Genomic DNA, 15,195 nt, shown 5'->3' on the forward strand with positions numbered 1-15,195 from the left:
AGCGCCCCTGTTTCTGCTTTCGCCCCGGTGCCGACATAAAAAAAAGGGCCCCGCAAAGCGGGGCCCTTTGTCGTCTTTGGCTGATTGCAATCAGTTTGGCATCAGCGCCGGCACGATGGTCACGATGGAGGGGAACATCCACAGGATCCCCAGACCCACCACCTGGATCAGCACAAATGGCAGGATCCCGCGATAGATATGGCCTGTGGTCACCTCCTTCGGTGCCACCCCGCGCAGATAGAACAGCGCAAATCCAAACGGCGGCGTCAGGAACGACGTCTGCAGGTTCACCGCAACCATGATGGTCACCCACTTCGGATCGAAGGAGCCGCCGTAGATCACCGGCCCGACAATCGGGATCACGATGTAGATGATCTCCAGGAAGTCGAGCACGAAGCCAAGGATGAACAGCACCACCATCACGATCAGGAAGACCTTCAGCTCGCTGTCAAAGCTCTTGAGGAACTGCTGGATATAGTGTTCCCCGCCAAAGGAGATCACCACCAGATTGAGCAGCTGCGAGCCGATCAGGATGGTGAAGACCATCGACGTGACCTTGGCCGTTTCGCGCACCACCGGTGTCAGCACCCCGCCCTTGAACAGCACCCAGCAACCGTAGAGCAGCCCGAAGAGCGCAAAGAGATAGGCGCCATAGGCCACACCAAAGGCGATGATGGTCTCTGCCGAAACCCCATCCTGCCCATTGATCCGCAGATCGAAGTTGACACCAACCAGGATACAGATCGCCACTGCAAGGGTTGCCCAGATGATGATCCAGCCGGATTTCCCCTGGTCCTGCAGCTTGCGGTAGGCCGCCAGCATGATGGCGCCACCAGCCCCCAGCGCCGCAGCGGGCGTCGGGTTGGTGATGCCGCCCAGAATGGACCCCAGCACCGCAATGATCAGGATCAGCGGCGGGAACACCACGCGGATCAGATCATTCTGTGAACTGCGCACCGCCGCGACCTTGCACCCATAGAGCGCCAGGAGGCTTGGCAGCGCGATCAGCAGCACGGTGACCCCGGGCGTCGTGGTCGGTGAAATTGCCACGATATCGACCAGCGCAATCAGCAGCACGCCAATCGCCCCCAGGATCAAGGGCTTGGGATCCCGCGAGGGCGAAACCCCGCGACCAACCGCCAGCGTCAGCCCCATCAGCACCATCAGCACGGTCAGACCGGTGCCAATCGGAGCCGCGGCTTCGATCTTGGCGACACGGGCTGCGGCCATCTCGTCCTCGGTCAGCTTGGTTGCCTGGGCAACGCCGCCTGCGTCGTCGATGCTCTTCTGCTCGGCGACGGCGGCATCCCAGGCCTCCTGGCCATGCAGGTCAATCATTGCCGCCTGACAGTCCGCACCCACATTGGTGCGCAGCGATGCCGTCTGCCCCGCATCGGAGAAGGTCGAAACCGTGATGTTCTGGCTACCGATCAGGTTCACCTGGCCCAGCAGCAACGCACCGGCAATCAGCGCCACCGGCACACCGAGGAACCAGGTGAGGCCTTCGCCACGGGTGATCGGCTCGCCAGTACCGCCCTCAAGCACAACCGCCGGAGCTTTTTCCGGATTCAGCAGCGCATAGCCAAAGGCATAGAGCGCATAAAGAAGCGCCAGCAGGATCCCCGGCAGCAGCGCGGCCTGGAACAGCGTCCCGACCGAAACAACCGCTGGCTCACCCAGATAGGTCAGCGCATCGGAGCAGCCGAATTCCTGCGCACGGGTTTCCTGTGCGGTGGAATAGAGATCCCCCGCAAGTGTGCCCAGAAGAACGATCACGATGGAGGGCGGAATGATCTGCCCCAGCGTGCCCGAGGCGGCGATCACACCGGTCGCCAGTTCCGGCGAATAGTTGTTGCGCAGCATGGTGGGCAGCGCCAGCAGGCCCATGGTCACCACGGTTGCGCCGACGATCCCGGTGGAGGCCGCAAGGAAAGCGCCCACAACCACGATGGAAACTGCCAGACCGCCGGGCAGCGGACCAAAGACGCGCGCCATGGTGGTCAGCAGGTCGTTGGCGATCTTCGACCGTTCCAGCGTGATGCCCATCAGGACGAACATCAGCACTGCCAGCAGGGTCTCGATCGAGGCACCGGCCAGAACCCGTTCGTTCATACGGTTCACGACAAAGGAGATGTTGCGGTCCATCGCAACTTCCCAACCCTGCGGGAACACCGCCTCGGCGACCCGTGGCAGTTCAGGATATCTGAACACCGATATGACATCCGGCTTGACGCCGGAGCCCACCAGGTCGCGATAGACCTGCGACGAGGTGTCGATGGCCTGGTGAACCAGGATCCCGGCACTGTCGAGCGCCGCAATGATCCCGAAGGAGATGATGCCGGCTCCGCCAATGGCAAAGGCCACTGGAAAGCCGGAGAGAATGCCTCCGAAAAGGCAGAAGAAGACAATGATCAGGCCGATTTCAACGCCATCAAGTCCGAATAGCATGGGGGCTGTCCCTTATTTAATGCGCGCCTTCATAGGCTTCTTCACCTTCACCAAGGCTGTCCTTGTCGAGGTGTTTGTTCTCGCTGCCGGGGCCTTCCACAAACTCAAGATACGAGCGGTAGAAAAACGCGATGGCATGCAGGAATACGATACCGGCGAATGTCACCAGAAGGATCTTGAACAGGAAGTATCCGTTGAACCCATTGGGGCTGAAGCCGATAGTCTCGATGTTCCAGCGCAGCGCGCGGGATTTCATCACCAGACGCTCCAGCGTGTCCGAGGCCGAGGGCTTCGGCACGATCAGGTGGCGCCACAGGAAGTACCAGCCATACATCCAGGTCAGCACGGCAGCGGGCATCATGAAGATCAGCGATCCCAGCATGTCCACCACCCGCTTGGCCCGGAAGCTGATGCCGGAGTAGATCAGATCGACCCGCACGTGGCCGCCCTGCACAAAGGTGTATGTGACACAAAGGCAGACCACCAAGGCATTGTAAAGCTTCAGTTCTTCTGCGAACCAGCTGATGTCTTTTTCCAGCGCGATACCCAGACCAAAGCTCATGTCCGGGCGCGCAAACACCCGCTGCATGAAGACGATGATGATCTGTTGCAGCACCATCAGAAGACCTGCCCAGGCAAACAGCCGACCCAGCGTGTTGGCAAAGCCCTCCAGTCCGCGCACGACCCCCCACATGATGGAGCGGCGATACATGCCGACCGCCGTCAGCACCAGAAACGCGGTGAAGACAACAAAGAAGAACTCAACCGACCCGCCATAGTAGACGAACCGCATGATGGAAGCCTTGTCCGACCAGTCGAGCCAGAGCTGCGGGTTGGCGACGGCATAGCCGAAGTTGTAAAAGGCGCCCGCGATGTTCTGTACCAGCCAGATCAGGCCGTCCAGTAAGGTCCCGAAAAAGGAAACGCCACTTTCGTCCTGCATTTTTCCCTCGAATAAATGCGTGCAGCGCGGGCGGTCTGGATCGTCATCATAGGGATAATAATCAGGCCGCACGGATCCTGGGACCCGATGGACACTTATGGCGCGAGCCATCCGTGTCGGCTGCTATTGCGAAAGGATCCCCCGCCGATGCGGAGGATCCGATTGAACCCACTCTTTGGGCGGTTAGCCGAGAACGCGGTCGCGCTGGGTGCGATAGGCACCTTCAGATTTGGTGATCCAGCCCGAAGAGGCTTTCATCGACGCTTCGACGCTGTTGCGGATTTTTGCGAACAGCTCGTCACCCATGAACTCGTCCAGGGTTTCCTTGGTCGCGGAGCCAAAGGCATCCCAGACGCTGTCAGGGAATTCCAGGGTCTTCACGCCACCGGTCTGCAGACGCTGAAGAGCCGCACCGTGGTTGTTCATGAACTGCGACAGGCTCCACTGGTGACCTTCGGCCGCCGCGATTTCGATGATTTTCTGATGCGCGGGCGACAGGCTGTCGAACACGTCACGGTTGGTCGCCACGGACAGCGCCGCACCCGGCTCATGGAAACCGGAGGTGTAGTAGACCTTGGTGATTTCCTGGAATCCCATCTTCTCATCTGCCCAGGGGCCGATCCACTCGGTGCCGTCGATCGCACCGGAGGACAGCGCCTGATACACTTCGGAGCCGGGAATGTTCTGAACCGATGCGCCCAGTTTGCCGAGCGCCTTGCCGCCCAGACCCGGCATACGGAACTTCAGACCGTTGAAATCTTCGGGGCTGTTGATTTCCTTGTTGAACCAGCCGCCGGCCTGAGGGCCAGTGTTGCCGCCAAGGAAGGATTTCAGACCGAAGATCTGGCCCAGCTCATCATGCAGGGCCATGCCTTCGCCCTGGTAGTACCAGTTCACCAGTTCCTGCGGCGTCATGCCGAAAGGTACGGCAGTGAAATAGGCATAGGCCGGGTGCTGGCCGGTGAAATAATAGTCGGCACCGTGGTACATGTCGGCCTGACCTGCGGTCACCGCGTCAAATACCTCAAATGCACCAACCAGTTCGCCGGAAGCTTTGAGGTCGATGGTCAGGTCGCCATCGGACATGGCGGTGATCGAATCTGCGACGCGCTGTGCGGAGTCATGAACGCCCGCGGCGCCACGGCCCCAGGTGGTGACCATGGTCAGGGTACGCTTGCCCTGCGCATAAGCCGGTGCGGCCAGAGTGGTTGCTGCAGCGGCGCTGCCCCCCAGCGCGGATGTCTTCAAAAAGGAACGACGATCCATAGGTTTCTCCTCCCATTTAATTGGATTGCCCCGGGTCTGTGCCCGAGGCGGGTCTTGTCGAGTGACGCAAGCCTAGCTGTACGCTGCGTCATGTGAATACCTACTACTGCGTAGAAAACCGCATTTTGGACAAATTATTTGGCCAAAATCTGGGCAGCCTGTGACAACCGCCAAGGCCGATCCCGAGATTCGCGCGCTGAGCGCAGCTGTGGGGGCTTTGATTCTCCGGGCGGATTGCGTAACGATTCGACCATGCAGCTGATCCCCCAATTCTTGCGACCCAACTACGCCCAGAAGCTGTCCCTGCTGGCGACGCTGCCGCTGATCGTGGCCGGGGCCGCCATTGCCGTGCTGGTCTCCGTGCAGTCGCGCGCATTGGCCGAACGCGAGATCAAAGCGTTGGAACAGCAGCTGTTGCAGGCCAAGATGGCCGAGCTGCGCAACTATGTGACCCAGGCCCGCAATGGGTTTTCGCACATCTACGGTCTGGCGGCGCCAGATGACGAGGAGGCCAAGGAAAAGGTCACCCAGATTCTCAGTGCAATGATCTATGACCGCGACGGGTTTTTCTTTGTCTATGACTACGACGGCACCAATCTGGTTAGCCCGCGCCAGACCGAGTTCATCAACAACAACTGGAAGGGGCTGACCGATAGCCGCGGCACACCGGTCGTGGATGAATTCATCCGCTTGGCCCGTCAGGGCGCCGGATGGCACACGTTTATGTGGGAGAAACCCTCAACCGGCGAAGAGGCGCAGATGGTTGCCTATGTGCTGGGCTTGCAGGACTGGCAATGGGCCATCGGCACCGGGGTGTTCATTGACGATGTGCTGGCCTCTGTCGCAGCCTCGCGCGCCGAAGTCGAGACCCGTGTGCGCCGTACGTTCTACTACATCGGTGGCATCACCCTGTTTGCACTGGGGCTGGTCTTTGCCTCCGGCATGGTGCTGAACATCCGCGAGCGTCGTCTGGCGGACGCCAAGTTGAAAGAGCTGACCCAGCGGGTTTTCGACGCCCAGGAGGAAGAGCGCGGCCGGGTGGCGCGCGAGCTGCACGACGGGATCAGTCAGCTCCTCGTCGGGGTGCGCTACGCGCTGGACAACGCGCGCAGACGCCTGTCGCGGGGAGATTTTGACCGGGTCGAGGATCCGCTGAACAAAGGGATCTCGCATCTGGGCACCGCCATCACCGAGGTGCGCCGCATCAGCCGCGACCTGCGCCCCGGTGTGCTGGATGATCTCGGCCTTGGCCCGGCGCTGAAGGCACTGACCGATGATTTCGCCGCACGCACCGGCATCGAGACCCGTTTCAGCACTGTCGTGTTCCGCAACCGTCTGGACGGGGATGCCAAGATTGCGCTCTACCGGATCGCGCAGGAAGCGCTCACCAATATCGAACGCCACGCCGAGGCGACGGAGGTCACCATGGATCTGCGCGGGCACGCGCGCGGTGCCACTATGCGGATCACCGACAATGGCCGCGGCCTGCCGCCGGTTCAGGACCGCAGCGGGCCCGGCATCGGGCTGCGCAATATGCAGGAACGAATCGAACAGCTTGACGGCACCCTCAGGATTTTGTCATCACGGGGCACGCAAAGCGGCACCGTGATCGAGGTCCTGCTGCCGCTGAGCCATCTGCTGCCCCCGGGTGATGCCTCCAAACCGGCGTCCAAGCGGGTGTCCTGAGCCAATCGGCGCTCTTGCCAGACTGTCGCCGCCGCACCGGTGGATGCACGCGACGGGCTGGACCGCGCCACGCCAAATGAGGGGGGAGACCATGCCAAATACCATTCGCGTTCTGATCGTTGACGATCACCCGATGGTCGCCGAGGGCATTCAATCCATCCTTGAAAGCTATGACGATATCGAGGTTGTCGGCATCCCCGGCAACGGCGAAGAGGCGGTGGCCGAGGCCCGCGCGCTGAAACCCGATGTGATCCTGATGGATCTCAATATGCCGAAACTGGGCGGGTTGAGCGCCACGGAAATCATCCTCGAGCAGACCCCTGCCACCCGCATCCTGATCCTGTCCATGCACGACAGCCCCGAATATATCTCCAGCGCGCTGGCGCATGGGGCCATGGGCTATGTGCTGAAAGATGTCCCAACCGAGGAGATCCGCCAAGCCATCGACACGGTGATGCGTGGCGAGACCTATCTCTGCACCGGCGCCGAAGGCTCGCTGAAGCCCAAGGACGACCCCGCCCGCGAGGCGCTGACCGGACGTGAGCAGACCATTCTGCTCGAACTCGCACAGGGCAAATCCAACAAGGACGTTGCCCTGGTGCTGGATATCTCGGTGCGCACCGTGGAAACCCATCGCAAGAACATCAAACGCAAGCTTGGCATTTCCTCGACAGCCGGTCTCACACGCTACGCGCTGGAACATGGCGTGCTGCAGGGCACCGGTCACAGTTTCTGACCCGCCCACCCCGCCGCCTGGTGGCAGAGCTAAAATTGCGCCGCAATGCAGCAGAAACTCCCGCAAACTAGGTCCGATCCGCCTCGCAATTTGGCAAAACGCCGCCGCGCGCGATCTGACCTTGGCCTTTGGTTCAGGGAGATTTTCGACTTTAGGGCCGAAATGGCCTGATTTTCAGCCGTGCGAAAGGCGAAAATGTCGCCAGGAACCCCGCCGACGCAACAAAATGTCCGAAACTGGGGTATTTTCGGTTCATTTCCCTGTTGACGCCCCCGGCCACCGGTCCTAAGGTCCGCTGCAACGCTAAAGGAGCCAACACGATGAATATCCTAGTCGTAGTCGTAGGAACCACGCGCATGGGCCGGTAACGGTAGACCATAATCGAACCCATGCGCCTCCGACCAGAAATCGGGGGCTTTTTTTATGCGAAACGGACGATGCCGCCAATTGGAGCTAAAGCAGATGAAACGTGAGATGACCGGCGCAAAAATGGTTGTTCAGGCCCTGAAGGATCAGGGGGTGGACACTGTCTTTGGCTACCCCGGCGGTGCCGTTCTGCCGATCTATGACGAGATCTTTTTGCAGAATGATATCCGGCACATTCTTGTGCGCCATGAACAGGGCGCGGTTCACGCCGCCGAAGGCTATGCCCGCTCAACCGGCAAGCCCGGTGTTGTTCTGGTGACCTCCGGTCCCGGCGCCACCAATGCGGTGACCGGCCTGACCGACGCGCTGCTGGATTCCATTCCGCTGGTTGTTCTCACCGGTCAGGTTCCAACCTTCATGATTGGCTCCGATGCCTTTCAGGAAGCCGACACCGTGGGCATCACCCGCCCCTGCACCAAACACAACTGGCTGGTGAAAGACACCGAAAAGCTGGCCAGCACCCTGCATGAGGCCTTTCATGTCGCCACCGCGGGTCGTCCCGGTCCGGTGCTGATCGACATTCCCAAGGATGTGCAGTTCGCCACCGGCACCTATCAGGGGCCGAAACCCGCCGCGTCGCATTACCAGCCGCCGGTGAAGGGCGATCTGGAGGCCATCACCGAGCTGGTGGCGGCTATGGAAACCGCAAAACGCCCGGTATTCTACACCGGCGGTGGCGTGATCAACTCCGGCCCCGGCGCCAGCCAGCTGCTGCGCGAGCTGGCCGAGGCCACAGGCATTCCGGTGACCTCCACGCTGATGGGGCTTGGGGCCTATCCGGCCTCGGGCAAGAACTGGCTCGGGATGCTGGGGATGCACGGTCTTTACGAGGCCAATATGGCCATGCACGGCTGCGACCTGATGATCAATATCGGCGCCCGCTTTGATGACCGCATCACCGGTCGTCTGGATGCCTTCAGCCCGAAATCGACCAAGGCGCATATCGACATCGACCCCTCGTCGATCAACAAGGTGATCCGCGTCGATATTCCGATCGTCGGCGACATCGGCCACGTGCTGGAAGACGTTCTGAAAGTCTGGAAGAGCCGCGGCCGCAAGGTGAACAGCGCTGCCATCGCAAAATGGCAGGAGCAGATCACCGAATGGCGCAATATTCGCTGTCTGTCCTACACCGCCTCGGAGACCTCCATCAAACCGCAATACGCGCTGGAGCGTCTGGAAGCCCTGACCAAGGACCGCAACCGCTACATCACCACCGAAGTGGGGCAGCACCAGATGTGGGCCGCACAGTACCTCGGCTTTGAGGATCCCAACCGCTGGATGACCTCCGGTGGTCTGGGCACCATGGGCTATGGCACACCGGCCTCGATCGGCGTGCAGGTCGCGCACCCCGATGCGCTGGTGATCAACGTCGCAGGTGAGGCCTCCTGGCTGATGAACATGCAGGAGATGGGCACCGCCGTGCAGTACCGCCTGCCGGTGAAACAGTTTATCCTCAACAATGAACGTCTGGGCATGGTGCGCCAGTGGCAGGAGCTGCTGCACGGCGAACGCTACAGCCATTCCTGGTCCGAAGCCCTGCCCGATTTCGTCAAGCTCGCCGAGGCCTTTGGCGCCAAGGGCATCATCTGCAAGGATCCCAAGGATCTGGATGATGCGATCATGGAGATGCTCGACTATGACGGGCCGGTGATCTTTGACTGTCTGGTGGAGAAGCACGAAAACTGCTTCCCGATGATCCCCTCGGGCAAGGCGCATAACGAAATGCTGCTGGGCGATGCCGAGACCCAAGGCGTCATCCAATCCGGCGGCGCGGTGCTGGTTTAACCCGGTTCAGGAACAGATACAGCGGGGCGCTATCGCCCTGCCCCGATTTCTAGGAAAGGGACGTAAATGTCTGCCCTACACATCAAAAAAGGCTCCACCAGCCATTCTGCCTATAACCTGCGCCCGAATTTTTCGGATGTTCAGGAACGCCACACCATCACCATTCTGGTGGAAAACGAACCCGGTGTTCTGGCCCGTGTGATCGGCCTGTTCTCGGGTCGGGGTTACAACATCGACAGCCTCACCGTGGCCGAGGTCGATCACACCGGCCATCTGTCGCGCATCACCATCGTCACCACCGGCACGCCGCAGGTGATCGAGCAGATCAAGGCGCAGCTGGGCCGGATCGTTTCGGTACATGAAGTCACCGATCTCACCGTCGCAGGCCCCTTTGTCGAGCGGGAACTCGCCATTGTGAAAGTGGTCGGCGAAGGCGACAAGCGCGTGGAAGCCATGCGGCTGGCGGATATTTTCCGCGCCAAGGTTGTCGACACCACGCTCAACAGCTTCATTTTTGAACTGACCGGCGCACCGGACAAGATCGACGCCTTTGCCGAGATGATGCGCCCGCTGGGCCTGACCAAGATCGCCCGCACCGGCGTAGCTGCCCTGCTGCGCGGCAATTGATCATTCCGACAGGATGACAAAAGGGCTGCGCCATCGCGCAGCCCTTTTTCGTGTCCCATACAAACTGATCCGATCACGCTCCTGCGGCGGATCCGCTCTGTAGATCAGCTACGGATCAGCTTTCGATCAGCGCTGCGCCGTTTCGCCTGCGCGCGGGCGTCACGGGCCTGTTTGTCAGGGAAGGACAAAATGGTCGCGCTGGACGGCTGGCTATCACCGGCACCACGAACAGGCGCTTTTACCTCATGGGCGTTATGCTCCGGGTAGACCGAGGGATCCACAAACAAGGGATCGTGGCGCGCGTCCTCCCAGGTCATCACCGTCGCCTCAGAGCGGCTGTTGGGCAGCGATTGGCTGGCTTCATGCTCGGCATCGCCAAGCTTCGCCGCCAGTTCCGGACTCTGGCTTTCTTGGATGACATGCAGATCGCTGGCGAACCGCAACGCGCCCTTGGTCTCAACCCGAAAAGCGACGCAGTCACCCTTGCGCAGCTCTATGGGTTCATCGAGCGAGGTCCAGCGATAATATACCAGATCACCGTGATTTTCGCTCCAGATCACCGCCTGCCGCAGATCGTAGTCCGTCCAAAGAACGACGCCAATCATATCATACCTCACATTGGTCCCGAGCTATTCTGGGATAAATCATGGCAAAGGAACACCAAAAACCTGTAACAAGATCTGTGTCAATTTGTGTCCGGTTTGCGCAAAATTGATGCTGGATAGCGTCAGATCCTCATGTATTATCTACAAGGGTATTAGGGAGTCCCTAGGGAAACCACAAGATCTGGTGTAACACCCGGTCCACGACACAGAGGGAGCCAATCTTGAACCAGGCCGATCGTTCGCCGGCGGAACTGCGCAATATGTTCGGTGCCAACCTGCGTCAGCTCGCCAAGGGCTACCGCTCAATTTCGGATCTGTCTCGACGCCTCGGGATCAATCGCACCCAGTTCAACCGCTACCTGACCGGCGAGAGCTTCCCCCGCCCTGACGTGCTGGACCGGATCTGCAATTTCTTTGACGTTGATGCGCGGATTCTGCTGGATCCCGTCGATCAGCTCTCCTGCAAAGGGCAGATCCTTCAGGGGCCGTTCCTCGGCGATTTTCTTGGCCCCGGCGTTGCCAATGTGACCGAGGCATTCTTTCCCTCCGGCCTCTATCAGTTCGTACGCCGCAGCTTTGTACGCACGGATCGCTATATCCTGGGGTTGGCGCTGGTCTTTCGCACCGAAGGCATCACCTACCTGCGCGGTTATGAAGCGAAATCCGCCATGCGCTACCAGGGCCTGCCGTCGGATCCGCAATCACGGGAGTTCCGTGGCTACGCCTCGGCCCATGATGATGGGGTAGCCTTCCTGCTGTCGCGGCGTGGCGGGCGGACCTCCTCCTTCAACTATCTTGCCAATGTGCCGTCAATGCAGGCCAACATCTGGGCAGGCTATGTTGCGCGCACCAGCCGCGAAAGCGACACGTCGGACCGGGTAACCCGCATGGTCTATGAACATCTCGGCCAGGATCCCGCCGCCATCCTCGGCGCCGCGCGCCGGGCCGGGTTCATAGAACAGCATGAGCTGAGCCCGTTTCAGCAGCGGTTGCTCGGCGTGGGAACCCGGTTTCGCTAGCTGCCGCTCAGGCCACGGTCGCGATCAGCCGATAGATATGCCAGCTGGCATGGCCGAGCAATGGCAGCACCAGAAACAGCCCCAGAAACCCCGGCACCATGGCCAAGAATGTGGCTATAGCAATGCCTGCGGCCCAGACAAGCATCACCAGAAAATTGGCCTGCACATAGGAAAAACTGGTGATCATCGCGGTGACAAAATCCACCTCACGATCCAGCAGCAGCGGCAGGGAAATCACTGTGATCATGTAAAGCAGCAGCGCAAATACCGCCCCGACCAGGCTGCCGACCAGCAGCATGGCTATCCCGTTTGCCGTCAGGAAAACCTCGGGCGAGCTGGAGATATTGGTCATCGTCGAATGGCCCAGAAACAGCGCAAAGATCATATGACCAAGGAAGAACCAGAACAGGAAGACAATGATGATGATGGCGCAGATCGACGGCAGCTGACGGCGGCTCTGTTGCAGCACAACGCTCAGGATCGCGCCAAACCCCAGCGCCCGCCCCTGTTCCAGCCGGTGCGAGACCTCATATAGGCCGACCGCGGCAAAAGGGCCGACCAACGGAAAGCCGATGGCCGCCAGAACCAGCCAGAAGGTTGTGCCGGTCGCAACCGTGATCCAGGCCATGATCCAGCCCGCCAGTACATAGACCGCGGCAAAGAACAGCCCATAGCCCGGTTTGGCCCGAAAATCAGCCCATCCGCGCCGCAATGCCTGCCCCAGGGTCGACAGGGTCATCGGCTGCAACTGCGGCACGCCAAAGGCTTTTTCGTCCATATGAGGATCTCCTTACAGGGGCGTGTCCGAGCACGGCAGCTCGGGCGGGCGCCGCTCTGGCCAGCGGGTCGCAAGATGATACTGCTGCCCCAGCGCCAGCAGGTCACGGTCGCGGCCATGGGCGGAAAAGATCTGTAGTCCCATCGGCAGCTGACCAGCTCCAAACCCCGCCGGAGCCGCCAGACAGGGCAGGCCCAGCAGGCTGACCGGTGTCACCACCTCCATCCAGCGGTGGTAACTGTCCATCGCGGTGCCGTTGATCGCCTGCGGGTGCTCAAGCGTGATATCAAAGGGCCAGCATTGCGCGGTCGGCAGCACCAGTGCGTCATACTGCGAAAACAGACGCGCCGCGACGCGTTGCCAGTCCGACCGCAAATCAGATGCTGCCTGAACCTCCTGCCCGCTCAGCGCCATTCCCCGTTCCAGCTCCCATTGGGCGCTGGCTTTCAGCTGTTGCCGCTGCCCGGAAAACACCCTGAGACCAGAGGCCACGGAAAAGGAGCGCAGCGTGCTCCAGCTCTGCCAGATCCGCTCCGCCGAAAAAGGCGGTGCAATCGGCTCGACCAGATGCCCCAAGCCGCGCAGCACCTCCAGCGCGGCCTCGCAGGTCTCCAATATGCCCGCCTCCATCGGATAGGCACCGCCCCAATCCGCAAGCCAGCCAATGCGCATCGGTCGCGCGGCAGGCAGGGGGGCGACACCATCCGCCGCCGCAAACCCGGTCGAGAACGGTTGACGCGGATCGGGACCGGAGAGAACATCCAGCAGCAGCGCCAGATCCTCGGGGCTGCGGGCCATCGGCCCATTGGTGGACAGCGGATGCAGGAACAGATCGCCGCGCGGCTCATTCGGAACCCGCCCCCAGCTGGGACGGAAACCGTAGACATTGCACCAGCCGGCAGGGTTGCGCAGAGATCCCATCATGTCGGACCCGTCCGCCAGCGCCACCATCCCGGTCGCCAATGCCACCGCCGCGCCGCCGGAGGAACCGCCGCAGCTGCGGCTGCGGTCATAGGGGTTGGCCGTCGCCCCGTAGATCGGGTTATAGGTATGCGACCCAAGGCCGAATTCCGGGGTGTTGGTCTTGCCGATGATCACAGCCCCCGCCGCCCGCAACCGCGCCACCATCAGATCGTCCGTCTGCGGCACGAAATCTGCGAGCAATGGCGAACCCTGCGTCGAAGGAACACCAGCCACATTTGCCAGATCCTTGACCGCCATCGGCAGCCCGTTCAGCGGCCCCCGCGTCTCTGCCCGATCGGCAGCGGCCGCCTCGGCAAGCAGCACGTCTCGCGCCCGCAGGGCCACAATTGCATTGACGCTCGGGTTGATCGCCTCGATGCGGTCCAGCGTCTCCTCCATCAGCGCCTCTGCGCGACGACGCCCGGTCGAAAGATCGCGCAGGATCTCGCGGGCGCTGGTCTGGATCTGGGTCATCTCCGGGGGCTCCTGGCTGGCAGATGATGTCAGCCTAGCCGCAGAAAAACACAAAGAAAACCCGCTTGCCGAGGCAAACGGGTCTGCAAATTCTCAACCGGGGGTGCTGCTATCGCAAAGCGGCAGGATGCCGCGTCGAAATCACTCGCCCTGCGCTTCCGAGCGGCTCTTTCCGGCGACGTTCAACGCCAGCGTTGCCGCCATGAACCCGTCCAGATCGCCGTCCAGCACACCTTTGGTGTCGGAGGTCTCGTGCTGCGTGCGCAGATCCTTCACCATCTGGTAGGGCTGCAACACGTAAGAACGGATCTGGTTACCCCAGCCGGCATCGCCCTTGGCCTCATGGGCGGCGTTGATATCAGCGTTCCGGCGGTCCAGCTCCAGCTGATAGAGCCGCGACTTCAGCGCTTTCATGGCGATGTCACGGTTCTGGTGCTGCGACTTCTCGGAGGAAGTGACCACGATGCCGGTGGGCACGTGGGTGATGCGGACCGCAGAATCGGTGGTGTTGACGTGCTGGCCACCGGCACCGGAGGAGCGATAAGTGTCTACCCGAATATCCGACGGGTTCACCTCGATCTCGATATTGTCGTCCACCACAGGGTAGACCCAGACCGAGCTGAACGATGTATGACGCTTGGCTGCGGAATCATAGGGGGAAATCCGCACCAGACGGTGCACACCGCTTTCCGACTTCAACCAGCCATAGGCGTTGTGGCCCGAAATCTTGTAGGCGGCGGATTTGATCCCCGCCTCTTCGCCCGCGCTTTCGGACTGAAGTTCAACCTTGTAACCCTTTTTCTCTGCCCAGCGGACATACATCCGTGCCAGCATCGACGCCCAGTCGCAGCTCTCGGTGCCGCCTGCGCCTGCATTGATCTCAAGGAAGGTGTCATTGCTGTCGGCCTCGCCATCCAGCAGCGCCTCCAGCTCCTTTTCGGCGGCCTTTTCCTTCAGCGCCTTCAGCGCGGCCTCGGCATCGGCGATGACCTCATCGTCCTCTTCCATCTCGCCCAGCTCGATCAGCTCCATATTGTCGCTGAGATCCTGCTTGATGGATTTATAGGTGTCGATTGCATCAACCAGCATCTGCCGGTCGCGCATCAGGGCCTGCGCCGCCTCGGCGTCGTCCCAAAGGTTGGGATCCTCAACGCGGGCGTTGAACTCTTCCAGGCGGAACTCTGCGGTTTCCCAATCCAGACGCTGCGCCAACAGCTCCAGCGACTTTTCGATATCGGCCACGATGTTCTGAGTTTCGGCGCGCATGGCAATCCCTTGAAATCACGTATCAGGCCTGCGTGATAAACCACCCGCGCCCTGCGGGCAAGCCGACGCAGCAGGCAGCAGCGCGATTGGCGCACCACGCCACCGCAGAGCATAAAACGGGCGGGGCCATGATTTCCACGCCCCGCCCGTCAGATAGGTTCTGCCCAAAA

12 protein-coding genes are annotated in these 15,195 nt (G+C 61.0%); 5 read left to right on the forward strand and 7 right to left on the reverse strand.

Features of this window, described 5'->3' with window-relative positions:
- Positions 1-90: 90 nt before the first annotated feature.
- The 3 genes from VWY34_RS16085 to VWY34_RS16095 all read right to left on the reverse strand — a co-directional run bounded on the left by VWY34_RS16085 (position 91) and on the right by VWY34_RS16095 (position 4,657).
- Positions 91-2,448 (reverse strand): TRAP transporter large permease, encoded by a 2,358-nt coding sequence (locus tag VWY34_RS16085; protein ID WP_416534231.1) that lies wholly within the window; start codon positions 2,446-2,448, stop codon positions 91-93.
- Between the two features lie 16 nt (positions 2,449-2,464).
- The gene (locus VWY34_RS16090; protein WP_416534232.1) at positions 2,465-3,391 is read right to left on the reverse strand and encodes a TRAP transporter small permease subunit; all 927 of its coding nucleotides are present in this window, start codon (positions 3,389-3,391) and stop codon (positions 2,465-2,467) included.
- Positions 3,392-3,574: 183 nt separating this feature from the next.
- Positions 3,575-4,657: a TRAP transporter substrate-binding protein gene (locus tag VWY34_RS16095; protein ID WP_340545908.1), complete on the reverse strand. Its 1,083-nt coding sequence runs from the start codon at positions 4,655-4,657 to the stop codon at positions 3,575-3,577.
- A 252-nt stretch (positions 4,658-4,909) separates the two neighbouring features.
- Between VWY34_RS16095 and VWY34_RS16100 the strand changes: the two genes are divergently transcribed.
- The 4 genes from VWY34_RS16100 (at position 4,910) to ilvN (ending at position 9,920) form a co-directional block, all read left to right on the forward strand.
- Positions 4,910-6,343 carry a cache domain-containing protein gene (locus VWY34_RS16100; RefSeq protein ID WP_340545909.1) on the forward strand — a complete coding sequence of 478 codons (1,434 nt, stop codon included), beginning with the start codon at positions 4,910-4,912 and terminating at the stop codon, positions 6,341-6,343.
- A gap of 91 nt (positions 6,344-6,434) precedes the next feature.
- Positions 6,435-7,079, forward strand: coding sequence for a response regulator transcription factor (locus tag VWY34_RS16105; protein ID WP_416546196.1), 645 nt, complete (start codon positions 6,435-6,437; stop codon positions 7,077-7,079).
- 462 nt (positions 7,080-7,541) lie between these two features.
- A complete protein-coding gene (locus VWY34_RS16110; RefSeq protein WP_340545911.1) occupies positions 7,542-9,293 on the forward strand; it encodes an acetolactate synthase 3 large subunit in 1,752 nt (583 codons plus the stop codon).
- Positions 9,294-9,359: 66 nt separating this feature from the next.
- Positions 9,360-9,920: an acetolactate synthase small subunit gene (gene ilvN, locus VWY34_RS16115; RefSeq protein ID WP_340545912.1), complete on the forward strand. Its 561-nt coding sequence runs from the start codon at positions 9,360-9,362 to the stop codon at positions 9,918-9,920.
- Between the two features lie 104 nt (positions 9,921-10,024).
- On the opposite strand, the gene VWY34_RS16120 is transcribed toward ilvN, so the two are convergent.
- Positions 10,025-10,525 carry a hypothetical protein gene (locus VWY34_RS16120; RefSeq protein ID WP_416549113.1) on the reverse strand — a complete coding sequence of 167 codons (501 nt, stop codon included), beginning with the start codon at positions 10,523-10,525 and terminating at the stop codon, positions 10,025-10,027.
- A gap of 260 nt (positions 10,526-10,785) precedes the next feature.
- On the opposite strand from VWY34_RS16120, the gene VWY34_RS16125 reads away from it, so the two are divergent.
- The gene (locus VWY34_RS16125; RefSeq protein WP_340546329.1) at positions 10,786-11,544 is read left to right on the forward strand and encodes a helix-turn-helix domain-containing protein; all 759 of its coding nucleotides are present in this window, start codon (positions 10,786-10,788) and stop codon (positions 11,542-11,544) included.
- Between the two features lie 7 nt (positions 11,545-11,551).
- Here the strand turns inward: VWY34_RS16125 and VWY34_RS16130 are convergent, their stop codons facing one another.
- From VWY34_RS16130 to prfB, 3 genes are all read right to left on the reverse strand, one after another.
- Positions 11,552-12,322, reverse strand: coding sequence for a DUF2189 domain-containing protein (locus VWY34_RS16130; protein WP_416546198.1), 771 nt, complete (start codon positions 12,320-12,322; stop codon positions 11,552-11,554).
- A 12-nt stretch (positions 12,323-12,334) separates the two neighbouring features.
- Positions 12,335-13,759 carry an amidase gene (locus VWY34_RS16135; RefSeq protein ID WP_416546200.1) on the reverse strand — a complete coding sequence of 475 codons (1,425 nt, stop codon included), beginning with the start codon at positions 13,757-13,759 and terminating at the stop codon, positions 12,335-12,337.
- A gap of 141 nt (positions 13,760-13,900) precedes the next feature.
- Positions 13,901-15,025 carry a peptide chain release factor 2 gene (gene prfB, locus VWY34_RS16140; protein ID WP_340545916.1) on the reverse strand — a complete coding sequence of 375 codons (1,125 nt, stop codon included), beginning with the start codon at positions 15,023-15,025 and terminating at the stop codon, positions 13,901-13,903.
- Between the last annotated feature and the right edge of the window lie 170 nt (positions 15,026-15,195).

Origin of the sequence: Phaeobacter sp. JH20_02, assembly GCF_048056915.1 — a bacterium.
GTDB lineage: Bacteria > Pseudomonadota > Alphaproteobacteria > Rhodobacterales > Rhodobacteraceae > Phaeobacter > Phaeobacter bryozoorum.